The organism is Gordonia humi, assembly GCF_014197435.1.
GTDB lineage: Bacteria > Actinomycetota > Actinomycetes > Mycobacteriales > Mycobacteriaceae > Gordonia > Gordonia humi.
On sequence record NZ_JACIFP010000001.1, the window covers coordinates 3,674,409 to 3,696,794 of the forward strand.

Below are 22,386 nucleotides of genomic sequence, written 5' to 3' on the forward strand. Positions count from 1 at the left end.
AGGCGACTTCGCGGTAAGCGATCCCCGGTGGGATCGAACTGCAGCGAAGGGCGTGGCGACGGCACCCCGTTCCGGGACGTGACCCGGAACGGTCGAGCCCACGGCCACTCGATGGCGACTGATCGCATGTTCCACGTCACGTACCGCCGCGACGGCTTCGCGGCAACGTTCGTCACGCTCGACGCCCCTCAATGAAAGGAGGGTGCCATGTTCACTTCACTCATCAGCGAGTTTGCCGACCGGCTGGTCGACGAACTCGCACCGCTCACCGCCGACGAAGGCACAGCCGAGGACAGCCCGCGGCTGATTGCGCGCCTCGATCGCCTCTCGCACGTCGGCGTCGATGATGCCGAGGTGCTGGCGGCACTCGTCGAGACCGCGCGACTGCGCAATCTCGTCGATGCGGTCCAGACGCAGCTCGTATCGGCCGCGTCCCGGATCGGGATTCCGGGACGGAAGAAGCTCCGCTCGCCGGCGGCACTGCTGACCGAGATCGGCGTACCGCCTGCGGTCGCGTATCGAACCGTCCGCAACGGAGTCCATGCGGACGCCCTGCCGGCGGTCGCACAGGGCATGCGCGACGGATCACTCGCTCCGGAGAAGGCCGACGCCGTCGGCCGCGGAGTCGACTTCGTCCAGAAGCGCGTCCCGCTCGACGACGAGACGAAGGTCTCGCTCACTCGGAAGCTGCTGGCGCAGGACACTCCGGGCGATATCGACAAGCGGGCACGCGAGTTCGCGATCGCGGCAGGCGGCGACGGCGCCGAGTCCGATGCGATTCCAGTCGCCGAGAACGCCGAGCTCAACGAGATGACGTTGTCGTCGAACGACGAGGGTCGCCTGACCGCGGAGATCGACCTCGACGTGTTGACCGGGGAGGAGCTGTCACAGGCCTTGGATCCGTTGATGCAACCGGTGGCCGAGGCAGACGGCTCGCCCGACAAGCGGTCGGGCAAGCAACGCCGGGCCGACGCGTTCGGTCAGATCGTTCGGGCGTACCTGTCCCGGTCCGACCGTCCGACGTCGGGCGGGGTCCTCCCCCACGCGACGCTGGTGATTCCCGCGGGCCGGTCGGTCGGCGGATCGCCGCCGATCGGGCGGAGTCCGGTTGCCTCGACCGTCTTCACCGGCCCGGTCTCGACCGCGACTGTCGCGCTCGTGCTGTGCGACTCCGCGATCTCAGCGGTCACCGTCGATGCGACCGGGGCGCCACTGCACGTCGGACGCGAACAACGGCTGTTCACCTCAGCGATGCGGCGAGCGCTCCTGGTCCGCGACCAGTGCTGTGCCCGACCCGGCTGCGGCCGACCGGCGAGCTGGTGCGACATCCACCACGTCGTCCCCTGGTCCGAGGGCGGTGAGACCGGCATCGAGAACGGCGTCCTGCTCTGTCGGCGCTGCCACACGCTGGTCCATCACGGCGGATGGACGGTGTTCATCGGCGACGACGGGCACCCGTGGTTCGTCCCGCCGGCCGACGGCGCCGGTTCGAGCAACGAGGGCGTGCCGATCCGGTCCCATGCGCGACGGACGTTGACGATCCACGAGACCGCTGACGCGGCCTGAGACGAGCCGAACCCGATCGGCCCGAGCGAACCGGGACCTACATGTCCAGTCCGAAGTCGAGCACGGTCACCGAATGAGTGAGGGCGCCGACGGCGAGATAGTCGACGCCGGTCCGCGCGTAGTCCATGGCCGCCTCGAGCGAGAGTCCTCCCGAGGATTCCAGCTTGGTCTCCGGCGCCTTCGCGTCTCGACGCTGGACGGCCATCTGGGTCTCCCAGGGCTCGAAGTTGTCCAGCAACACCAGCTGCGGGTTCAATGCCAGGACCTCGTCGAACTGGGCCAGCGAGTCGACCTCCACCTCGACCGGCATCTCGGGGGCGACGGCACGCACCGCCTCGAGAGCGTTCGCGACACCTCCGGCAGCGACGACGTGGTTGTCCTTGATCAGCGCGGCGTCGCCGAGACCCATACGGTGGTTGACGCCACCGCCCGCGCGAACCGCGTACTTCTGCAGGGCGCGCATCCCCGGCATCGTCTTACGGGAGTCACGGATCTTGGCGTTCGTCCCATCGACGGCCGCCACCCAGGCCGCGGTCGCGGTCGCGATGCCGGACAGGTGGCACAGCAGGTTGAGGGCGGTGCGTTCGGCGGTGAGCAGCGACCGCGTCGGAGCGGTCACCGCGAGTGCCACAGTGCCGGGCTCGACGGTCGAACCGTCGTCGATCCGCGCGGATACCTCGTAGCCTCCCTCACCGATCACCTGGTCGAACACGGCGAGCACCGCGGGCAGACCGGCCACCACGCCGTGCTGGCGTGAGACGATCTTCGCCTCCGCCGTGGCATCGTCGGGGACCGTGGCCAGCGAAGTGATGTCCGGGCCGTACCGCAGATCCTCGATCAGCGCGGTACGGATCAACGCGAGCAGATCCTCGTCGACGTCGAGGACGAGTTCGCCGGATGCGGACTCCGACCCGATGAACGACGTCATTCGCCTCCTCCCGGGTTGCCGATCGCGATCATCCGCTCCACCGACAGGCGGGCGCGCTCGGCGACGTCGGGCGCCACATGGACCTCGTCCTTGCCCTCGGTGAGACAGCGCAGCAGTGCCGCGGGGGTGATCATCTTCATGTACGGGCAGGCCGCACGCGAGTTCACGGCCTGGAAGTCGACCTCGGGCGCCGCGCGCCGCAGCTGGTGCAGCATGCCGACCTCGGTCGCGACGAGGACCTGCTTCGCATGCGTCGCCCGGGCGGCGTCGATCATTCCGCCGGTCGACAGGATCTGCACGCGATCCTGCGGGACCGTTCCCTCGCCGGCGAGGTAGAGTGCGCTCGTCGCGCAACCGCACTCCGGGTGAATGAAGAGCGCCGCATCCGGGTGCGAATCGACCTGATCGGTCAACTCGTCTCCGTTGATGCCCGCGTGCACGTGGCACTCGCCCGCCCAGATGTGGATGTTGTCGCGGCCGGTCTCACGCTTGACGTGCGCGCCGAGGAACTGGTCCGGCAGAAACAGGACCTCACGATCCGGATCGATCGACGCGACGACATCGACGGCGTTCGACGAGGTACAGCAGATGTCGGTCAGTCCCTTCACCTCGGCCGTCGTGTTCACATACGAGACCACCAGAGCGTCCGGGTAGTCGGCCTTCCACGCACGCAGATCGTCGGCGGTGATCGAGTCGGCGAGCGAGCACCCGGCGCGTTCGTCCGGGATCAGGACGCGCTTCTCGGGCGAGAGGATCTTCGCGGTCTCGGCCATGAAGTGCACACCGCAGAAGATGATCTCGTCGGCCTCGACTTCGGCGGCGATCCGGGACAGCGCCAGGGAGTCGCCGACGTGGTCGGCGATGTCCTGGATCGCGGGCAGCTGGTAGTTGTGGGCGAGGATCGTCGCATTGCGCGCCTTCGCGAGCCGCTTGATCTCGGCGGCCCACGCGGCGTCGGCGTCGACTCCCCCGTAGGCTGCGGGAATGCCGTGGCGGGGATCGGGCATGCCGAGATCGGTCTCGGTCCGGGTGATCATGGTTCCAGTGGTCATGGCGGGAGCTCCATTCGCATCGCCTCCGACGACGGGCCGTGTCGCGGAGCAGGTCTGCGGGTTTCCGACTGTTGATCGATAACCTCGCGGCCATCGTATCACCGAACGATGTGACGGCGTTCGCACCGTACGACGGAACGGGCGGCGCACGGATTCCTCCCACGATTCCCGGCGTCGTCGTGTCGACGCCGATCCGGACTCCGACCTCGCCCGGGACAGCCCTCGTCGGCCCGGCCGTCACGCCCGCATAGACTCGCTTCATGCCCGAGTCCGTGCACGTCGAAGTCCTGACCGCGGTGTTCCAGGTGCGCGAATGCGCCGACGCAGGCCACACGCTGCATGTTCTACTGGTGCGGCGAGACGGCGAGTGGTCGCTGCCCGGCGGCGACATCGGTGATCGGGACACGCTGTCGGCCTCGGCACGCCGCCATCTGTCCGAGCAGGCGCAGCTCACCCGCGTCGCCCATCTCGAGCAGCTGACCGTGTTCTCCGATCCGGACCGGGTGCCACAGCATCGGACCGTCGCGTCGACGTTCCTCGGGCTGGTCCCCCGCGACATCCCCGCGGACCGGACCTCCGACGACGTGGCCTGGGTCGACGTCGCCGAGCTCCCCGCCCTGGCCTACGACCACGCGCAGATCATCGACCAGGCCCGACAGCGGTTGGCCGCGAAGCTCTCGTACACGAACATCGCGTTCGCGCTGGCCCCGGGCGCGTTCTCCATGTCGGAACTGTCGGAGATCTACGGCGCGGCGCTCGGGTACACCGTCGACGCGACCAATCTGCTACGGATCCTGTCGAGGCGCGGGGTGGTCGTCTCCACCGGCACCGTCGGCCGGACCGGACGCTCCGGTGGGCGCCCACCCAGTCTGTACGCCTTCGCCGACACCGTACTGCGGGTGACCGACGAGTTCGCCACCCTGCGGCCACCCATGTGACGGCGCCGCGACCGGCGTCCACCCGGGATCCGCGGCGGGCTCATCGGGACGCAGCGTCGGGTTCTTCGCGGTGAGGACGCAGATCAGATAGACGATCACCGCGGTGGTCGGCGCGCAGATCAACAGCAGCCACGGCTGCGAGACGTCCGAATCGAACCACAGCCGCACGGTGAACCGGTAGTCGCCCGGCACGTTCGGGTCGAACGTCGGCCGCACGGCCTTCGCGATGCGCGTTCCTATGTCCATCGCCAGACCGGACGAGACGATCGCGATGACGGTGGTCAGCACCAGCCCCTGCACCCCGCGCATCGACCGGAGACCGAACCAGGCCGCCAACGCGAGCACCGCGCCCAGGGCGAAGGACAGGAATGCGAACGTCGCCACCCCGCCGAACAGGTTCGCTATGGAGCCCTCGTCGAACGTCCCGTCGCCGGGCTTGTCGACGGTCACGTCGACCGGCGGCGAGAGCCACACCCACAGTCCGCCGACCAGCACCGACAGTGCCAGCACGACGACGATGAACACGATCGCCGTGCGGATGTCCGGCTTCTTCCGGGCGGACACGGTCGTGGGAGCGGGTGCGGCGGCGGTCATCGACGTTCGAGCTCCGTCGAATCGACGACGCCGTGGCGCGAACAACGGGCGTCCCACCCGTCGGGGCGGACCTGCACCACCATCCGACGGCCGCACTGGCCGCAGAAACGCGCCGGTTCGAGGCCGAGTCGGGCCGCAGCGGGCACCGCGTCGTCGGCCTGCAACTCCAGCTCGACACCGGTGAAGACGCCGTACTTCAGTGGCTCGGCGAGCGGTCCGGGAACCGTTCGGGTCCCCACGGGGTCGGTACCGATCATCTCTGCCTCCTCGTCGACGCGGTCGCGTCCACGACGGTACACGCCGTCGCCCCGGCGTCAGATCGTGTCATTGAGCACCTTGATCGGCATCGACAGGTCCGACAGCAGATCGAGGTCGGATTCGGCCGGTCGGCCGAGCGTCGTCAGATAGTTGCCGACGATCACCGCGTTGATGCCGCCCAGGATGCCCTGTTCGGCACCGAGGTCGCCGAGCGTGATCTCGCGACCGCCCGCGAACCGCAGGATGGTGCGCGGCAACGCGAGTCGGAACGCGGCCACCGACTTGAGGGCCTCGGAGGCCGGGAGCACGTCGAGGTCGCCGAACGGCGTGCCCGGACGCGGGTTCAGGAAGTTCAGCGGCACCTCGTCCGGGTCGAGCGAGGCGAGGTCGGCGGCGAACTCGGCGCGCTGCTCCAGGGTCTCGCCCATGCCGAGGATGCCTCCGCAGCACACCTCCATGCCGGCGTCGCGCACCATCCGCAGGGTGCCCCAACGCTCCTCCCACGTGTGGGTGGTGACGACGTTCGGGAAGTGGCTGCGCGCGGTCTCGAGGTTGTGGTTGTAACGATGGACGCCCATGGCGGCGAGCTCGTCGACCTGTTCCTGGGTGAGCATGCCGAGACTGCACGCGATCTGGATGTCGACCTCGTTGCGGATCGCCTCGATGCCGGCCGCGACCTGAGCCAGCAGACGCTTGTCGGGACCACGGACCGCGGCGACGATGCAGAACTCGGTGGCACCGGTCTTCGCGGTCTGCTTAGCCGCCTCGACGAGAGACGGGATGTCGATCCAGGCGCTGCGGACCGGGGACGCGAACAGTCCCGACTGGCTGCAGAAGTGGCAGTCCTCGGGGCAGCCGCCGGTCTTGAGGGAGATGATGCCCTCGACTTCGACCTCCGGACCGCACCAGCGCATCCGTACATCGTGTGCCAGCGCGAGCGTCTCGGTGAGGCGATCGTCCGGCAGCTGCAGGACCTGCAGCACCTGCTCCTTGTCGAGTCCGACGCCGCGTTCGAGGACCTGTTCGCGAGCGATGTCGAGGATGTCGCCGGTGGCCGCGCCCTCGCGCGCCTGTTCGGTGGTGGTCATGCGGTGTTCTCCTGTCGTGGGGCTGGATTCTGGTGAGCTGAGAAGAGGGTTCGATCGACCCACTCGGGGGCCGCGGCTCGGAAGTCGGCGCGATCGCGGGTGCCTGCCCGGGCGGGAACGACGCCGACGATCGGAGTCTCGGTGAGCCGGACGAGATCGGCACGGTTGCACGTCATCGCCAGATCGGGCTCCTCGGGCCACGACCCGATGATCAGCCCGGCGACGGCGACGCCGGCGCGCCGGAGCTCGCGGACGGTGAGTTCGGTGTGGTTGAGCGTGCCGAGCCCCGGATCGGTCACGACGACGACCGGCGCGTCGAGGTCGAGTGCCACATCGACGACGGTCAGCTCCGGCGCCAACCGGACGAGCACGCCGCCCGCCCCCTCGACGAGCACGAGGTCGCAGACGGCCGCCAGGTCGGCGACCGCTCCGCGGATGTCGGCGAGGGTCACGAACGGAAGGCCGGAGCGGCGTGCGGCCGTCTCCGGTGCGAGCGGTTCCGGGTAGCGGGCGCCTTCGCGGATCGGCAGGTCGCCGACGAGTTCGGTGACCACGGCGAGGTCGCCGGGGTCGCCCGGTGCGACGCCGGTCTGCGCGGCCTTGACGACGCCCACGCGCAGATCCGCCGCCTGCGCCGCCGCGGCGAGGGTGGCGACGACGATCGTCTTCCCGACGTCGGTGCCCGTCCCGGTGATCACGAGGGTCGAGGTCATCGGACGGTCTCCACGTCGGTTCTCCCGACCTCGGCCAACGCGTCGCGCACCACGTCGGCGACCAGGTCCAGGGTGGCCTCGTCGACGTCGGCGCGGACTGTCAGGCGCAGCCTCGAGGTGCCCTCGGGCACCGACGGCGGCCGGAAGCATCCGACGAGCACCCCGCGATCGCGGCAGATGCCCGCAGCGGTCACGGCGGCCACCGGGTCGCCGACGATCAGCGACACGACGGCCGAATCGGGTGCCGGCGCGCCGAGCGCGGCCGCGATCCGCTGCGCGTTCGACCGGAGGCGCAACGGGAGTTCGGGACGGTCCATCAGGACGCGCAACGCCGCGTGCGCGGCGCCGACGGCGGCCGGGTTGAGCCCGGTGTCGAAGATGAACGTCCGCGCATGGTCGATCAGATGATCACGCAGCAGCCGCGACCCCGCGACCACACCGCCCTGGGCGGCGAGCGATTTGGAGCAGACCGCGGTCACGATCAACCCGTCGGATCCGGCGAGCCCGCATTCGGCGACCAGACCGCGGCCGCCCGGGCCGCGCACTCCGACGGCATGGGCCTCGTCGACGAGCATCGTCGCACCGCCCTCGCGCGCTGCCGCGTACAGCTCACGCAGGGGTGCCAGTCGCCCGTCGACGCTGTACACCGAATCGGTGACGACCAGCGCCCGCGGCTCCGACCGGTCGGCGAGGACACGTCGTACGGCCTCGTGGTCGCCGCGATCGACGACGACCACGCGGGCGCGGGAGAGCCGACACCCGTCGATCAGCGACGCATGCGTACCGGTGTCGCTGACGATGAGATCGCCGCGCCCGACGAGAGCGGTGATCGCACCGATGTTCGCGAGATAGCCCGACGAGAAGACGAGCGCAGCCTCGGCGCCGAGGAATCGGGCCATGTCGTCCTCGAAGTCCAGATGCGCCTGGGTGGTGCCCACCACCAGGCGCGACGACGTCGACCCGGTCCCCCACGCGTCGACTCCGGCGTGGGCGCCGGCGATCACCTCCGGGTGCGTGGACAGCCCGAGGTAGTCGTTGGAGGCCAGGTTGATCTCACTGCCGTTGGCCTGGCGGGCGACCGGCGCCCGATGCAGACCGGCGGCGACGGTCCGCTCGGCGACCTCGGCGAGCCACGGCGCGCTCATGCGAGGACCCCCGTCGCGGAGGCCTGGGCGGTCGCGGAGACATGGGCGGTCTCGGAGACCTCGGCAGTCTCGGCGGCCGCCAGCGATGCCCAGACCCCGGCGCCGAGTCCAGCCGTCAGAGTCGCCAGATCGGCGTCGTCGACGATCAACGGCGGCATCGTGTAGATCAGGTTGCGGAAGGGGCGCAGCCACACGCCCGCGTCCAGGACCGCATCGGTCGCCGCGACCATGTCGACGTCGCGGTCGAGTGCGACGACGCCGATCGCCCCGCGCACCCGTACGTCGGCGACGCCGTCGAGTCCGCGCAGCGGCTCCAGACCGGCACTCAACCCGGCCTCGATCTGCGGGACCCGTCGCCGCCAGTCCGATGCCGCCAACACCTCGAGCGAGGCGCAGGCCACGGCACACGCGAGTGGATTGGCCATGAACGTGGGCCCGTGCGCCAGACCGCCCGCTTCTCCGCGGCTGATGACCTCGGCGATCTCGTCGGTCGTCAAGGTCGCCGCCAACGTCAGATATCCGCCGGTCAGGGCCTTGCCGACGCACATGATGTCCGGGGCGACGCCGGCGTGGTCGACGGCGAACAGTTCGCCGGTCCGGCCGAATCCGGTGGCGATCTCGTCACAGATCAGCAGCACGTCGTGTGCATCGCACAGTCGGCGGACCTCGGCGACGAGGCGCGGATCATGAAACCGCATGCCGCCCGCGCCTTGGACGACGGGTTCGATGATCATCGCGGCGAGACGATCCGAGTGAACCGCGAGCGCCTCGTCGAGCGACTCGACGTAGGCGGGGTCGAAGTCGGCGGGCGGTGCGGGCACGAACACCTGCTCGGCGATGACTCCGGCCCACATGGCGTGCATCCCACCGTCGGGATCGCACACGCTCATCGGCGCGAAGGTGTCGCCGTGGTAGCCGCCGCGCCAGGTGAGGACCCGGTTGCGGGCACTGCGCCCGCGGCTGCGCTGGTACTGGATCGCCATCTTGATCGCGACCTCGACCGACACCGAGCCCGAGTCGGCGAAGAACACCTTCGTCAACGGCTCCGGCGTCATGTCGACGAGAGCCGCGGCCAGTCGCGCCGCGGGTTCGTGGGTCAATCCGCCGAACATGACGTGCGACATCTTCGCGAGCTGGTCGGTCACCGCGGCGTCGAGGACCGGGTGCCGGTAGCCGTGGATCGCGGCCCACCAGGAACTCATGCCGTCGATCGCCGCCGAGCCGTCGGCGAACGTCAGCCGCACACCGGCGGCCGACGAGACGACCCGGGGCGAGGTCGACGCCGGGAAGCCCCCGTAGGGGTGCCACACGTGCTCGGCGTCGATCCGGGCGATGGTGTGCTGATCCACTCGCTCCTCCTCACAGGTTCCCCGTCACATCTGCGACCGCAGTCCTGAACACTGTACAGGCGAACCTGGACGGCGTACAGGAGGTCGAGACGGCGGCTATCCTGTCACGGTGAGCAACACCCGGGCCGACGTCCTCGCCGCCGCACGCGCGATCCTCGCCGAGCACAGCCTCGCCGACCTGACGATGCGCCGACTGGCGACCGACCTCGGCGTCCGGCCGAACGCGCTGTACTGGCACTTCCCGAACAAGCAGACGATGCTCGCCGCCCTGGCCGACGACATCCTGGGTGCTCTGGTCCCGCCCACCGACGGCCCGGTGCCGCAGCGGATCAGGCAGGTCGCCGCGGATATGCGCGCGGCGCTGCTGCAGGTGCCCGACAGCGCCGAGATCGTCTCATCGGCGTGGGCCTCGGGACTGTCCGACCGTGCCGCGGTCGACCTGATCGCACGTATCGCCCGCGACGGAGACCTCGACGACACCGCCGCAGCGGGTGTCGCGACCGCCGTGTGCCAGTTGACGATCGGATTGACGATCGAGGAGCAGACCCGGACGCAGATGGAGCGCCTCGGCGTCACGGGACCGTCCGGTCGCGATTTCGCGGGCGAGTTCGCCGGCGGCCTCGACGTTATCGTCGCGGGTGTGACCGCGGCGGTCCACGCACTCGCCGATTAGCGGCCGACTGCCGCGGGTGAGTAGATTCGTCAGTCGTTCGTACCGTACGAGTCCGCTCCAAGTCCGCACACTGAAACGATCTGACGAATTGCCTCATTCCGACACCCGACGGGACATCCGCGCGGTGTACCGCACCGACCTGGACGGCCTCCGAGGGGTGGCCATCGCGCTGGTCGCGTGCTTCCACGTCTGGTTCGGGCGGGTGTCCGGCGGCGTCGACGTCTTCCTCACCCTGTCCGGGTACTTCTTCGTGGGCTCACTGTTGCGGCATGCGATCGCCTCGTCCGACCCGGTCGCCACCTTCCGCGATGCGGTGAACCCGTGGCCGCGACTGTCCCGTCTGCTGCGCCGGCTGCTGCCCGCGCTGATCACCGTGCTCATCGGAGTAGCGATCCTGACCGTGGCGATCCTGCCGCAGACGCGGTGGGTCAACGTCGGCCGCGAGACGATCGCCAGCGCCCTCTACTTCCAGAACTACTATCTGGCGCAGAACTCACAGGACTATCTCGCCGCGAGTTCGGCCAACAGCCCACTGCAGCATCTGTGGTCGATGTCCATGCAGGGGCAGTTCTTCGTGGCCACACTGCTGGTCCTTCTGGTGCTCGCCGCGCTCCTCAAGCTCCTGGGACTTCGACTGCGCGCCTTCGCCCGGCCCGCCGTCATCCGCGGGGTGCTCGGCGGCCTCGTCGCGCTCGTCGCGCTGGCCTCCTTCTACTACGCGCAGGCCCGTCAGGGCGTCGACCTGGGCATCAATCACTGGCTACAGGACCGGCTCGGCGTCAACCAGCCGTACAACTACTACGACACCCTCGCACGTCTGTGGGAGCCGCTGGTGGGCGGTCTGCTGGCGGTGTGGATGCCGAGAATTCGTCTCCGGTCGTGGCTGCGCACACTGCTCACGGTCGGCGCCCTCGGGCTGATCGTCTCGTGCGGCTGGTGGATCGACGGCGTCGCCGAATATCCCGGGCCGATGGCCCTGGTCCCGGTCGGTGCGACGCTGCTCATCATCTTCTCCGGTGCGGTGGCGCCCGACGAACCGGTTCCGGCGGCCAATCGGATGCTCGCGTCCCGACAGGGCGTGTGGCTCGGCAACCTGGCCTACGCCCTGTACCTCATCCACTGGCCGCTGCTGATCTTCTACCTCGCCCTCGTCTCCCGCGATCAGGCGAACGTCGTCGAGGGCACCGGCATCCTCGCCGTCTCCCTCGGCCTCGCGTGGCTGACCAAGCGGTACATCGAAGACCCGCTGCGCGGCGGCGGCCGGTCCCCGCTCGCCGAACGGACCCTGCCGCGCCTGCCCGGAATCCGATACGGCGCCGCGCTGACCACACTGCTCGTAGTGGGCACGCTGGCCGTCGGAACCGGAGCCAAGGTGTGGGAACACCGCATGGCCGGTGTCAGCGTCGACACGACGAACCTCGACCCACACCAGTATCCGGGTGCACGGGCATGGCTCGACGACGCTCCGGTTCCGGCGCTGGACCCGCAGCCGACCCCGCTGGCCGCCGAGTTCGACCTCGCGCCGACCTCCGGCGACCATGTGATGGCGCACTTCGAAGACCCCGACTTCCACGTCGGCGTGTACGGCGATCCGACCGCCGAGCGCACCCTCGCCGTCGCGGGCGGCTCGCACGCGGAGATGTGGGTGCCCGCCCTGGACATCATCGGCAAGCGCAACGGCTTCAAAGTGACGACCTATCTGAAGATGGGCTGTCCGCTGACCCTGGAGGACTATCCCACCCGCCCGGACGGCAGCCCGTACCCTGAATGCGGCCCGTGGGTCCGCAAGGTCCTCGACGAACTCGAACGGGTCCGTCCCGACGCCGTGTTCACCAACACCACCCGACCGAATCCGGACGGTCCCGCCGATCATGTGCCGCCGGGCTATCTGATGGTGTTCGACGAACTGCTCGCGGCCGGCATCCCGGTTCTCGGCATGCGCGACACCCCGTGGCCCCACGACGGCGACGGGCGGGCCATCACGACCCCCGGGTGTCTCGCGGCAGGCGGCGACGCACAGAGCTGCGGCTCCTCGCGCGCCTACTCGCTGGCACCGATCGACCCGATCACCGACTACGCGTCGACGCACCCGGGACTGCATGCCGTCGACATGTCCGACGCGGTGTGCGACGACACGTTCTGCCCGGCGATCATCGGTAACATCATCGTCTACAAGGACTACCACCACCTGGGGGCGACGTACGTCCGGAGTCTGAGCAGCGCGCTGTCGTATCGACTCGCGCAGGCGCTGCCGTGGACCGGGCCACCGTTCGGTCCATTCGACTGATCCAGAATCGGAGCGCTATGACGACGGTCCCGCACCACCCCGTCGCCACGTACCGCGTTCAGTTGACGCCGACGTTCACCTTCGCCGAGGTCGTCGGGATTCTCGACCACCTCGTGGACCTGGGGATCAGCCACCTGTATCTCTCGCCGATCCTGACCGCGATGCCGGGTTCGACGCACGGCTACGACTGGTGTCCGCCCGCTCGCATCTCCCCCGCCTTGGGCGGCGAGGACGGATATCGACTGCTGCGGGCGCACGCGCGAGCAGTCGGCATCGGAATCGTCCTGGACATCGTTCCGAACCACGTCGGCATCGGCGACGCCCATCACAATCACTGGTGGGCCGACGTCATGCGCCGCGGCTCCGCATCGCCGTACGCCGAGTACTTCGACCTGGACCTCGCCTTCGGCGACGGCCTGCTGTGCCTGCCGTGGCTGCCCGTCGACGGCGATCTGTCGCCGTTGCGGATCGACGCCGACGCCGGTGAACTGTGGTACGGCGACCGCTATCTGCCGACCGCCGACGGCACGCTCCGCGTCGGCGACGATCCGCTCGCGGTGCTCGCACGACAGGCGTACCGCCTGGTGCCGTGTGACAGCCGGCAGATCGGATACCGGCGGTTCCTGGCCGTGAACGAGCTCGCGGCGCTGCGGCAGGAGGTGCCCGCCGTCTACGACGCCACGCACGCCTGGCTGCGCGAACTCGCCGCCGAGGACCTGTTCGACGGAGTCCGGGTGGACCATCTCGACGGGCTGACCGATCCGGTCGGCTACTGCCGTCGGCTGCGCACCGACATCGGAGACCGTCTCCTGTACGTGGAGAAGGGGCTGGGTGTCGGCGAGCGCCTCGACCCGGTACTGCCGGTGGACGGGACCACCGGATACGACCAGCTGCGCCTGATCGAGGGTGCGTTCACCCCGCCGTCGGGCGCCGTCGAACTCTCAGAGCTGTTCCAGCGCATCACCGGGATCTCGGGCGACGGCGACGGGATGACCGCCCGCGCGGACGATCTGCGGCATGTGACGCTGATCGACGTGTTCTCCGATCGGGTCCGGCGGACCACCGCGCTGTTCTCGGCCACCGCACCCGATGTACCGGTCCACAAGGTGCAGCAGGCGGTCACCACGTTCATCACCCGGGTGCGACTCGCCCGCCCGGACTATCCGTCGCTGCGGCACGCCGCACTCGACGAGATCACGCAGATCCGCGCCGACAATCCGTCGATGAGCGACGCCCTCGACGTGCTGTCGTACGCGTTCGTCGACCGGAGCCGTGCCCCCGAGGGACTCGGCCGCCTCGGCGAGGCCGTCGCCGCGGTGACCGCGAAGGCGATCGAGGACATCGGCTACCACCGCACGTCACGTCTGGTCTCGGCCAACGAGATCGGCTGCACCCCGGCGGCGCCGTCGGTGAACCGCGACGAGTTCCACGGCGCACAGCTCGCCCGGGTCGAGGAGTGGCCGCTCGGTCTCACGACGCTGTCGACCCACGACACCAAACGCAGCGAGGACGTCCGAGCCCGGATCGCGATGACCGCGCAGACCCCGCAGCGGTGGACGGTCCTGGTGCTGACGCTGTGGCGGATCATGCCGCCGCCGGACGCGATGACCGGGTACTTTCTGCTGCAGAATCTGATCGGAGTCTGGCCGGACGAGGGCCGACCGGACGAGACCGTTCGCACGCGGATGCGCGCCTACGCGCGCAAGGCGATGCGGGAGGGCGGCCTCGTCTCGTCGTGGACCGACGTCGACGAGGCAGGCGAGAACGCGATGATCGACTGGATCGATGCTCTGCAGTGCGGCGTCGCGAGCGACCTCATCGCCGAGTACGTCGCCGTCGTGGCCCCTCCGGCCCGTGACGAGTCCGTCTCGCGCAAGACCATGTCGCTGCTCCTGCCCGGCGTCGGCGACGTGTATCAAGGCACCCAGTGGTGGTCCGACTCGTTGACCGACCCGGACAATCGCCGTCCGGTCGACTACACGCGGAGTCTGGACGACCCGAAGACGCGGATGATCCGGACCGCCCTCGACGTCCGGCGCCGACATCCGGAGAGCTTCGGCCCCGGCAGCACGTATCTGCCGGTGATCGGTCGTGGACGCCGCGGCATCCACCTCGTGGCCTTCGCACGCGGCGACGCCGACGGCGATCCTCGCGTCCTGTTCGCCGGGATGCGACTGGCACACACCTTCCGTCCCGTATCGGTGCGCGACGACGCCCTGCTCCCGCTGCCCGCCGGTCTGTGGCGCGACGCGGTCACCGGCGCCGACCACACCGGTCAGGTGACCGCCTCGGCCCTGCTCGGCGACCGGCCCGCGGTGGTGCTGGAGAAGTTGTAGAACTTATCCGGTCGGCTGAGCCGGCGCGGACTCGTCCGCCGGGGCCTGCTGCGCGGGCGTCTGTTCACCGCTCACCTGATCCCCCGCCATGCCCGGCACCAGATCCAGCCGCGACACCAGCCACTGCCCGTCGACCTTGTCCAGGGTGAGCTGCATGAGCGAGACGAACTTCCCGCCGCCGGGCGCCGTCGCCGACGTACCGGTGAACTCGAAGCCGACGACGGTCACGGCGTGCTCGGTGGAGAAGGACTCCACCATCGCCGTGTTGACCTTGGTCTGCACGTTCGACAGTTTCTGCGTGTCCCGGAACTGGACGGCGTCCGGCGCCGAACTCTCGATCTGCTTCTTCTGATCGCCCGTCGACAGCGGGCCGACGGCCTCGCGCAGCTCGTCGGCCGTCGACCCCTCCTTCATCAGGACGGTGAAGTACTCGGTCACATAGTGTGAGGCCGCGGTCTTGGCGTCGTCGAACGCCGCCAACTCCTGTTCGGTGTCGTACCACTTCCAGCCGAAGACGCAGGCGACGGCGATCACCGCGACGGCGACGATCCCGACCACGGCGCGTTTGATCGCACGCGCGGAGATCGTGAACTCGCGGCCGGTCCGGGCGTCCGACTCGCGGGCCTGTGCACGGGCCTTGGCCTTCGCGGCGACCCCCGATTCCTTCCCCAGCTCGACCACCTCGGTCGGTTTCGGCTGGTCCTCGTTGTTCTCGGCTGCGATCTCAGAATCGTCGGAGCTCATACATCCTTCACTTGTCCAGCGGAATCGTGCGTGCTTCTGGATCGTAGTTCGGCGGCGGACCAGCGGTGTCGTCGCCCTTGGGTCGGGGCGCCTTCGACGAGCCGCGGGTCTGCAGCGTCGGATCCTTCGTCTCGCAGTACAGGTTGGTCGGTACGGTCAGCTCCAAGATCTTGGTCGGCCGCACCGGCGCGAGTGCGTAGTTGCAGGCCGGCCGCGGGTAGACCGAGGCGAGTGCCCACCACGCGCCGTCGTGGAACATCTTCTGCGCCTGGGCGCTTCCGTCTCGGATCGACGGGAACAGGTTGGCCAGGGCGGGAGCCCGCAGCGCACCCTGCTGTCCGATGTCGAGGAACTGTTTGAGGATGTCGCTGACCGGATCGGTGATCGTCGCGAGCGATCCCGAGAGGGAGGACAGCTGGGCCGGTCCCTTCCCCAGCAGCTCGCGGATCTCACCGTCGGCCGCGGCGACCGCCGTCATCAGCTCGTTCGCACCGCCGGCGAGCCGCGCCAGATCCGGTTGGACGTCGGCAGTGGTCTTGAAGACGGTCCCGAGGTTGTCGATCAGCCTCGTGGTCTCGGGCAGCGCCTTGGCCAGATCGGCGAAGATCGCGCCGCCGGAGCGGAACACCGACCGGAGCTGGTTTGGTCCCTTGTCGTTGAGCGCGATCTCCAGCTCCTGCAGGGTCGCGGTCAGCTTCGGCGCATCGATCTGGCCGATGACGTCCAACGACGACTGCAGCATGGACGAGAACGCGACGGTCACATGCGTCTGCCCGACCTCGATGACATCGCCGTCGGACAGGTACGGGCCGTCGTCGGTGGTCGGGGTGAAGTTCACGTACTGCTCGCCGGCCGCCGACAGCCCCAGCGCGGACACCTGCGCGGCCTTGTTGATCTTCACGTCGTCGTTCAGTCGGAGCCGAACGCGGACGGAGTCCGGTGTCACCTGGATGTCGCGGACCTCGCCGATCTGGGAGCCGCGCAGCATCGCCTTACTGGTGCTCTGGAGTCCGCCCGACTGCGGGAAGTTGACCGTCACCTCGTAGGTGCCCTGCCACGGACGCCAACTCAACGAACCGAACGCGATGTACGCCAGTCCGAGGAGCATCACCACGACCAGGCCGAGGTTGCCGATCATGATCTTGCGTTTGGCGAACCACTTCTTCATCGCTGACCCCCGCCCTTGACGCCGAACATGGCCAGCAGCCGGGCGAGGGTCACCTGCAGGGCGTGATCGCCCTGGGTGACGTCGCTCGCCTCGGGCAGCCGCGTGGCCGCGTCGAAGCCGACACCCGGCGAGAGCCAGTACACCTTGGCCGCGACGTCGGCCGCCGACCCCATCGTCGCCGACTTCCACTTCGGGTTCAGCGCGGACAGTCGATCCGACAGCGGTCCGAGCGTCGGCGCCGACTCGTTCAATGCGGTCAGCGTCGTGTTCAGGTTCACCAGCAACTCGCCGAAGTCGTCCTTCTCGGTGCGCAGGAAGTCGTTGGTCGCGGCCGTCACCTTGTTCGACTTGTCGAGGGTGTCCAGGATCGACCCGACCTGGCCGTCGACCGCGTCGATCGCGGCGGGCAGTTTGTTCACGGCCGCGGCGATCTGGCTGCGGCCGTCCGCGAGTTCCTGCGTCAGCTTCGCGGTCGCGGCCATCGCCTCGTCGACCTGGTCCGAGTTCTTGTTGAACTTGTCGATCGCGGTGGTGAAGCCGTCGATCGCGCCCTTGAGTTCGGGAGCGTTGCCGCCGATCGCGGTGGACAGTTCGGTGAAGATCCGTTGCAGCGCGTTGATCGACCCGCCGTCGACGAGTCCGGTCGCGCTGACCAGTAGATCTTCGACAGTGGCGGCGGCCGACGTGGGACCGCTCAGCGCTCCGCCGTCCGGCACCTGTCCCTTCGACGCGTCCGTCGGCGGTATGAGCGCGACGAAGACGTCGCCGAGCGGTGTCGCCTGTCGAAGCTCGGCGCCGGTCCCCACCGGGACGACGACGTCCTTGGACACCGACATGGTGACCTCGGCGCGATAGTCCTTGGCGACGATCTGATCGACCTGCCCGACGTCGGTGCCGCCGAGGCGCACCTTGGCCTGCGCGGGCAGGTTGAGGGCGTTGTCGAACGAGGCGTGCACGGTGATCGCGTCGCCGATGCCGCCGGGGGCCGGCAGCGGGATCTGCTCGACGGTGATGCCGGGCACCGCTCCGCACGCCGCGAGGCTGACCGACGTGATCAGTGCGACGGCGGCCGCGGCGGCCTTCTTCACTCCCCGGTTCCGGAATCCTGTCGTCATTTCGTCATCAGCCCCAACAGACCCGAGTAGATCCCCAGATCGGGACCGAAATCGTCCAAGCGGCCGGTGCGGCAGCCCTTCTTGTCAATGTTGATCGCCTCGCAGAGCTTGACGGTCAGTTCGTTGTCGAGGAGCGACTTGTCCAAGAGCACCGATGCGCGCCACGCACCCTGCTCGGCGGATATCGAGTTGGACAGGTTCTGGAACAGCAGCGGCGCCACGTCGATCGTCTCGACGACCTGCCGCGAGTAGTCGGAGAGGTTGGCGATGACGGCGCTCAGCCTGCCGGTGGACGAGCTGATGGTGTTCGCGTTGTCCTCCAGGAACTCGGAGGTGTTCGCCAGCGTCCGGTTCAGGTCGTCGAGGGTGGCGACGAGCCCGTCGGACTGGTCGCCGAGCATCTGAGCCACCTGCGTCATCGACGACGAGAACGCCGTCATCTTGGGGTAGTTGTCGGTCAGCGCGGTCGTCAGCGAGCTGAGCGATTTCAGGATGTCGACGATGGCGTCGCCGTTGTCGGCACCGGTCTTGCCGGCCTTGGCGAGTCCGTCGAGGGCCGCGCGCAGCCGTTCGCCGTTGCCGTCCGCGATACCGGAGGTGATGTCGACGAGGTCGGCCAGCGGCCCCTCGCCCGGTCGGTCGCCGGACAGGTTCACCACGAGCTGGTCGATGGAGTCGAACAGGGTGCCGATCTCCACGGGCGCCTTCGTGTTCTTGATGACTCCGTCGTCGTCGAGTGTCGGTCCCCCGGTGTACGCGGGCGACAGTTCGATGTGTCGGGTGGTGACGATCGAGGTGTTCACGATGGCCGCTGTCACGTCCTCGGGGACCTTGACGTCGTCGTCGACGGTCATCGTCACCTTGACGCGGGTGCCCTGCGGGGTGACGTCGGTGATCTGCCCGACCGGCATGCCGAGCACGGCGACGTCGTTGCCCGTGTAGAGGCCGGACACGTCGTCGAAGTAGGCGGTCACGGTCTTCGCGCTGCCGAGGGCCGCACTCCAACTCGCCGGCATCAGCGAGCAGGCGCCGACCGTGAGCGCCGTGGCCGCGGCGACCGCGACCGCGGCGACTCCGCGGCCGATCCCGTTGCGCGAGGTCAGCATCCGTCCACCACCTTCGCCAGGCACAACCAGTTGTCGGGGAAGATGCCCCACGGCAGGTAGCCGTTGGCGTACGGTCCGTCGCCCATCAGATTGTTGGTCAGACGTGCCGTCACCGGGAGCACCTCCAGCATCTTGCGCAGGTTGTCGCGATTCTTCTCCAGGCCGGACGCGATGGTGTCGAGGTTGGCCATCACCGGGGCGAACTGGTTCCCGTTCTCGGCGGCCACGGCACGCGCCTGTTCGGTGAGTTCGGCGATCCCGTCGAGCATCTTGGTGACGAGCCGTTCTCGGGTGGCGATCTTCGTCGCCAGTTGCGCGCCCTGTCCGACGATGATCGACAGCTGGAACTGGCTGCTCTGCACCTGTTCGGTGACGGCCTTCGTGTCGGTGAGGAGCTGGTTGATCTGGTCGGTGCGGTTGTTGATGACCGCCGACATCCGGGTGAGCGCGTCGAGGGTCGGCGCCGCGATCGCCGGGGCGCCCTTGAGCTGGGAGTTCAAGGTCCGGATGCTGTTGGCGAGATCGTCCGCCTTGATACCGGCGAGTACCGGTGTACCTTTGGCGAGCGTCTGCTGCAGGTCGTAGGGCACACGGGTGGTCTGGATGCGATCGCCGGAGAGCTCGTCGTCGGAGTCGCCGAGGACGACGTCGATGTACCGCTGACCGAGGAGGGTCGACATCTTGATCTCGGCCGATCCGTCCTGGCGGATGTGGACGTCGCTGTCGACCTTCATGGTGATCGTGACGTGGTCGCCGGCGAGCCGGGTGTCGGTCACCTCCCCCTTGTCGATGCCCGCGACGCGTACCTTGTCGCCGGGGCGGATCCCGCCCGCCTGGACGAAGTCGCCCGTGTACGTCCGTTTGCCGATGTCGGCCGAGCTGATGCCGACCACGGCGACGATGAGCACGATGATGCCGACGGCGCCGATGATGCCGTACCAGAGGCGTCGGCGGCCGGCGAACGATGCTGCGAGGCGGTTCTTCATCGGCACACCACCGAGTGCTGGGTGCCGCCGATCTGGGTGACCAGTCCCGGCGGGAGCAGGACGTCGCCGATCGCGATGTCGAGTTCACATGCGTAGATGTTCAAGTAGGCGCCCTGCATCATGACGAATGGGAAGTGGCCCAGGAACTCCGGGAGGACTCTGGCCATCGTGTCGAGTTTCGACCCCTCCGCTATGAGGTTGTCGGTGGCCTGGCGCGCAGAGGTGCCCGCACTCGCGAGCGAACCGCGGTTGCGCGCCAGCACGTCGCCGAAACCGGTTGCGGTGGTGCCGATCTGGTCGATCGCCTTGCCGAACGCGGCCGAGTTCCCGTTGAGGTCTTCGACGAGGCGTGACGTGCTGTCGATGAGCGTCTCGACCTGCTTGCCCTGAGAGGCCAGTTCGCGCATCACGACCGAGAGGTTCGTGATGACAGCCCCGAGCACCTGGTCACGGTTCGCCATGTCGTTCGCGACCTGCCCGATCTGGGCGAGGGTCCGCGAGAGGGAGACGTCGTCGCCCTGGAACGTCTGGATGAGGCTCTCTGAGAGCGTGTTGACCTGTTCGGGGGTGAGGGTGTCGAACACCGGTTGGAATCCCGCGAGCAGTTTGGTCACATCGAAGGAGTCCTCGCCGGGCAGATGCAGCGTCGCCCCCTTGTCGAGTTCGGGGCCGGGGGTCTTCTCGTCGAGGCTCAACGCCAGGTAGCGCTGCCCGATCAGATTCTGGTAGCGAATCGCCGCCCGGGTGTTCGCGTACACGTGCTGACCGTCCTGCACTTCGAACGTGACACGCGCCTGACCGTCGTCGAGGTCGATGCTCTCGACGCGCCCGACGCGGACGCCCGCCATTCGGACGTCGTCGCCCGTCGCCAGGCCCGACGCGTCGTGGAACATCGTGGCGTAGCCGGTGGTCGACCCCTGCACCGATCGTTCGAGCGTCGACCAGATGACGTAGGTCAGGAGCACCGCGACCACCGCGAACACTCCGAAGCCGATGAGGGGCCTGCGGATGCTGTCTGTGTTCTTGCCGCTCACCGGTCCCCTCCCTGCGTCGGAGCGACCGACACCAGCGGACCCAGCATCAGGGTCTCGGCGGCGGTCGGCGTGCGGCCGAGCGCATCACTGAGCGTCTTCTCATCCCGCGTGGTGGTCACACCGCGCACCTTCTTGGTGTTCCGGTTCCGATCGGGCTGCATTCCGCCCTCCGGGTACACGGTCAGCGGTCCGGACATGGTGGGACCGGTGCCGGTGCCCGCGCCGACGCAGCCCGGTCCGCGCAGTTGACCGTAGGGGCCGCCGTCGTACACCGGACAGTTCTGGTGGGTGTACATGCGGTACGCGCCGAAGTTGATGCCGAGGTTGAGCTGCGGCTTCCCGTTGGTCCCGGTGAACACGCCGAGCACCCGGCCGGCGAGTACGTACAGTTCGCGCAGCGCCTGCGGCATGGCGTCCGGATCGAGCATGGTGGCGCCGAGCGTGGTGTTGAGACTGCGCACCACGCGTTTGCCCGCGTCTCCGTTCGCGGCGAACAGCGCCTGCGTCGAATCGAGCACGTCCTGCCCGCTCGAGAGCAGCGCGGTCAGCTCGTCCTGCTTCTCGGCGATGGTGAGTGCGGGCTTGACCGATCTGCCGAGCGTGTCGAGCAGTTCCGGTGTCGAGGCGGCCAGCCCCTTGATCGCCTTGTCGAAGTTGTCGAAGCCCGACGGTGCACCCGGCGGGAACTGCGCGTTGATCGTCTTCCAATAGGTGTCGAGCACCCCGACGAAGGTCGAGAACGTCGCACCGCCGCCGTCGAGGGCGTCGGCGATGGTGCCCAGGACCATGCCGAGATCCTCGGGCGGGACGCTGCGCAGCAGCGTGCGCAGCTCGTTCTGCGCATCCTGCAGGCGAATCGTCGGCTCGGAGGTGTCGGCCTTGACGACGTCGCCGGTCGACAGACGATCGCTGGACGGGTCCTTCGGTGCGATGAGCTCCACCGAGTTGACGCCGAACAGGTTCGACGGGACGGTGCGCGCCGTCGTGTTGGCCGGGATCCCCTCCGCTTGTTTGGGTTCGAGGAGCATGTGCACCGACCGGAGCTGATCCGATGAACTGCCGATCACCGCGACCGAGTCGACCTCGCCGACGATCATGCCGTTGTAGCGGACGTCCGCACCGCTGATGAGGCCGTCGCCGACATCGTTGAGCTCGGCGGAGACGTCGGTCGTGCTGTCGAACTTCCCCTCGTACCGTGCCCACAGCAGACCGAGGACGACCAGTCCGACGACGGCGAAGATCGTGCCGCGGATGAAGTACGTCTTCATCGACGGGTCGCGGCCGCCTGTATCGATTCTCATAGCCG

Annotated in this window: 19 protein-coding genes and 1 pseudogene; 5 read left to right on the forward strand and 15 right to left on the reverse strand. The window is 68.7% G+C overall.

What is annotated here, in order from left to right:
- Window positions 1-207: 207 nt before the first annotated feature.
- Entirely contained in the window at window positions 208-1,566 is a 1,359-nt protein-coding gene (locus BKA16_RS16900) for an HNH endonuclease signature motif containing protein (protein WP_183371768.1), read from the forward strand.
- Window positions 1,567-1,603: 37 nt separating this feature from the next.
- Here BKA16_RS16900 and nadC read toward each other — a convergent pair whose 3' ends face one another.
- Both nadC and nadA read right to left on the reverse strand, forming a co-directional pair.
- The gene (gene nadC / locus BKA16_RS16905) at window positions 1,604-2,494 is read right to left on the reverse strand and encodes a carboxylating nicotinate-nucleotide diphosphorylase (RefSeq protein ID WP_183371769.1); all 891 of its coding nucleotides are present in this window, start codon (window positions 2,492-2,494) and stop codon (window positions 1,604-1,606) included.
- The gene (gene nadA, locus BKA16_RS16910) at window positions 2,491-3,531 is read right to left on the reverse strand and encodes a quinolinate synthase NadA (protein ID WP_382427675.1); all 1,041 of its coding nucleotides are present in this window, start codon (window positions 3,529-3,531) and stop codon (window positions 2,491-2,493) included. The genes nadC and nadA overlap by 4 nt, the downstream gene beginning before the upstream one ends.
- 275 nt (window positions 3,532-3,806) lie before the next feature.
- Between nadA and BKA16_RS16915 the strand changes: the two genes are divergently transcribed.
- Window positions 3,807-4,484, forward strand: coding sequence for an NUDIX hydrolase (locus BKA16_RS16915; RefSeq protein WP_183371771.1), 678 nt, complete (start codon window positions 3,807-3,809; stop codon window positions 4,482-4,484).
- A gap of 75 nt (window positions 4,485-4,559) precedes the next feature.
- Here the strand turns inward: BKA16_RS16915 and BKA16_RS23940 are convergent.
- The 6 genes and pseudogenes from BKA16_RS23940 to BKA16_RS16940 form a co-directional block, all read right to left on the reverse strand.
- Window positions 4,560-5,078: pseudogene (locus BKA16_RS23940) on the reverse strand (DUF2567 domain-containing protein); the annotation flags it as partial.
- The gene (gene bsaP / locus BKA16_RS16920; RefSeq protein WP_183371772.1) at window positions 5,075-5,335 is read right to left on the reverse strand and encodes a biotin synthase auxiliary protein BsaP; all 261 of its coding nucleotides are present in this window, start codon (window positions 5,333-5,335) and stop codon (window positions 5,075-5,077) included. The pseudogene BKA16_RS23940 and the gene bsaP, both read right to left, overlap by 4 nt.
- Before the next feature lie 57 nt (window positions 5,336-5,392).
- Window positions 5,393-6,424 (reverse strand): biotin synthase BioB, encoded by a 1,032-nt coding sequence (bioB, locus tag BKA16_RS16925; RefSeq protein WP_183371773.1) that lies wholly within the window; start codon window positions 6,422-6,424, stop codon window positions 5,393-5,395.
- Window positions 6,421-7,137, reverse strand: coding sequence for a dethiobiotin synthase (gene bioD, locus BKA16_RS16930; protein WP_183371774.1), 717 nt, complete (start codon window positions 7,135-7,137; stop codon window positions 6,421-6,423). Before bioD ends, bioB begins: the two co-directional genes overlap by 4 nt.
- Window positions 7,134-8,282 carry an 8-amino-7-oxononanoate synthase gene (locus BKA16_RS16935; RefSeq protein WP_183371775.1) on the reverse strand — a complete coding sequence of 383 codons (1,149 nt, stop codon included), beginning with the start codon at window positions 8,280-8,282 and terminating at the stop codon, window positions 7,134-7,136. The genes bioD and BKA16_RS16935 overlap by 4 nt, the downstream gene beginning before the upstream one ends.
- The gene (locus BKA16_RS16940; RefSeq protein WP_183371776.1) at window positions 8,279-9,631 is read right to left on the reverse strand and encodes an adenosylmethionine--8-amino-7-oxononanoate transaminase; all 1,353 of its coding nucleotides are present in this window, start codon (window positions 9,629-9,631) and stop codon (window positions 8,279-8,281) included. Before BKA16_RS16940 ends, BKA16_RS16935 begins: the two co-directional genes overlap by 4 nt.
- A 109-nt stretch (window positions 9,632-9,740) precedes the next feature.
- Here BKA16_RS16940 and BKA16_RS16945 point away from each other — a divergent pair, with 109 nt between their 5' ends.
- The 3 genes from BKA16_RS16945 to treY all read left to right on the forward strand — a co-directional run bounded on the left by BKA16_RS16945 (window position 9,741) and on the right by treY (window position 14,927).
- Window positions 9,741-10,304, forward strand: coding sequence for a TetR family transcriptional regulator (locus tag BKA16_RS16945; protein WP_183371777.1), 564 nt, complete (start codon window positions 9,741-9,743; stop codon window positions 10,302-10,304).
- A gap of 88 nt (window positions 10,305-10,392) precedes the next feature.
- Window positions 10,393-12,591: an acyltransferase family protein gene (locus BKA16_RS16950; RefSeq protein WP_183371778.1), complete on the forward strand. Its 2,199-nt coding sequence runs from the start codon at window positions 10,393-10,395 to the stop codon at window positions 12,589-12,591.
- A 17-nt stretch (window positions 12,592-12,608) separates the two neighbouring features.
- Window positions 12,609-14,927 carry a malto-oligosyltrehalose synthase gene (treY, locus tag BKA16_RS16955; RefSeq protein WP_183371779.1) on the forward strand — a complete coding sequence of 773 codons (2,319 nt, stop codon included), beginning with the start codon at window positions 12,609-12,611 and terminating at the stop codon, window positions 14,925-14,927.
- Window positions 14,928-14,930: 3 nt separating this feature from the next.
- Here the strand turns inward: treY and BKA16_RS16960 are convergent, their stop codons facing one another.
- The 7 genes from BKA16_RS16960 to BKA16_RS16990 are packed head-to-tail and all read right to left on the reverse strand — an operon-like array spanning window position 14,931 to window position 22,381.
- On the reverse strand, window positions 14,931-15,671 hold the full coding sequence (locus BKA16_RS16960) for a hypothetical protein (RefSeq protein ID WP_183371780.1): 741 nt from the start codon (window positions 15,669-15,671) through the stop codon (window positions 14,931-14,933).
- A 7-nt stretch (window positions 15,672-15,678) separates the two neighbouring features.
- Window positions 15,679-16,839, reverse strand: a complete 1,161-nt coding sequence (locus tag BKA16_RS16965) for an MCE family protein (RefSeq protein WP_183371781.1) — start codon at window positions 16,837-16,839, stop codon at window positions 15,679-15,681.
- A complete protein-coding gene (locus BKA16_RS16970; RefSeq protein WP_183371782.1) occupies window positions 16,836-17,954 on the reverse strand; it encodes an MCE family protein in 1,119 nt (372 codons plus the stop codon). Before BKA16_RS16970 ends, BKA16_RS16965 begins: the two co-directional genes overlap by 4 nt.
- Entirely contained in the window at window positions 17,951-19,060 is a 1,110-nt protein-coding gene (locus tag BKA16_RS16975) for an MCE family protein (protein WP_183371783.1), read from the reverse strand. Before BKA16_RS16975 ends, BKA16_RS16970 begins: the two co-directional genes overlap by 4 nt.
- On the reverse strand, window positions 19,054-20,046 hold the full coding sequence (locus tag BKA16_RS16980; RefSeq protein ID WP_183371784.1) for an MCE family protein: 993 nt from the start codon (window positions 20,044-20,046) through the stop codon (window positions 19,054-19,056). The genes BKA16_RS16975 and BKA16_RS16980 overlap by 7 nt, the downstream gene beginning before the upstream one ends.
- Window positions 20,043-21,080, reverse strand: a complete 1,038-nt coding sequence (locus BKA16_RS16985) for an MCE family protein (RefSeq protein WP_183371785.1) — start codon at window positions 21,078-21,080, stop codon at window positions 20,043-20,045. The genes BKA16_RS16980 and BKA16_RS16985 overlap by 4 nt, the downstream gene beginning before the upstream one ends.
- Complete coding sequence (locus BKA16_RS16990) at window positions 21,077-22,381, reverse strand: MCE family protein (protein ID WP_183371786.1); 1,305 nt, start codon at window positions 22,379-22,381, stop codon at window positions 21,077-21,079. The genes BKA16_RS16985 and BKA16_RS16990 overlap by 4 nt, the downstream gene beginning before the upstream one ends.
- Window positions 22,382-22,386 lie beyond the last annotated feature (5 nt).

Excerpts from the sequence above, each read along its gene's own strand:
- BKA16_RS16900 (WP_183371768.1), top strand. The coding sequence starts at position 208 with ATGTTCACTTCACTCATCAGCGAGTTTGCCGACCGGCTGGTCGACGAA.
- nadC (WP_183371769.1), bottom strand. The coding sequence starts at position 2,494 with ATGACGTCGTTCATCGGGTCGGAGTCCGCATCCGGCGAACTCGTCCTC.
- nadA (WP_382427675.1), bottom strand. The coding sequence starts at position 3,531 with ATGATCACCCGGACCGAGACCGATCTCGGCATGCCCGATCCCCGCCAC.
- BKA16_RS16915 (WP_183371771.1), top strand. The coding sequence starts at position 3,807 with ATGCCCGAGTCCGTGCACGTCGAAGTCCTGACCGCGGTGTTCCAGGTG.
- bsaP (WP_183371772.1), bottom strand. The coding sequence starts at position 5,335 with ATGATCGGTACCGACCCCGTGGGGACCCGAACGGTTCCCGGACCGCTC.
- bioB (WP_183371773.1), bottom strand. The coding sequence starts at position 6,424 with ATGACCACCACCGAACAGGCGCGCGAGGGCGCGGCCACCGGCGACATC.
- bioD (WP_183371774.1), bottom strand. The coding sequence starts at position 7,137 with ATGACCTCGACCCTCGTGATCACCGGGACGGGCACCGACGTCGGGAAG.
- BKA16_RS16935 (WP_183371775.1), bottom strand. The coding sequence starts at position 8,282 with ATGAGCGCGCCGTGGCTCGCCGAGGTCGCCGAGCGGACCGTCGCCGCC.
- treY (WP_183371779.1), top strand. The coding sequence starts at position 12,609 with ATGACGACGGTCCCGCACCACCCCGTCGCCACGTACCGCGTTCAGTTG.
- BKA16_RS16960 (WP_183371780.1), bottom strand. The coding sequence starts at position 15,671 with ATGAGCTCCGACGATTCTGAGATCGCAGCCGAGAACAACGAGGACCAG.
- BKA16_RS16965 (WP_183371781.1), bottom strand. The coding sequence starts at position 16,839 with ATGAAGAAGTGGTTCGCCAAACGCAAGATCATGATCGGCAACCTCGGC.
- BKA16_RS16970 (WP_183371782.1), bottom strand. The coding sequence starts at position 17,954 with ATGACGACAGGATTCCGGAACCGGGGAGTGAAGAAGGCCGCCGCGGCC.
- BKA16_RS16975 (WP_183371783.1), bottom strand. The coding sequence starts at position 19,060 with ATGCTGACCTCGCGCAACGGGATCGGCCGCGGAGTCGCCGCGGTCGCG.
- BKA16_RS16980 (WP_183371784.1), bottom strand. The coding sequence starts at position 20,046 with ATGAAGAACCGCCTCGCAGCATCGTTCGCCGGCCGCCGACGCCTCTGG.
- BKA16_RS16990 (WP_183371786.1), bottom strand. The coding sequence starts at position 22,381 with ATGAGAATCGATACAGGCGGCCGCGACCCGTCGATGAAGACGTACTTC.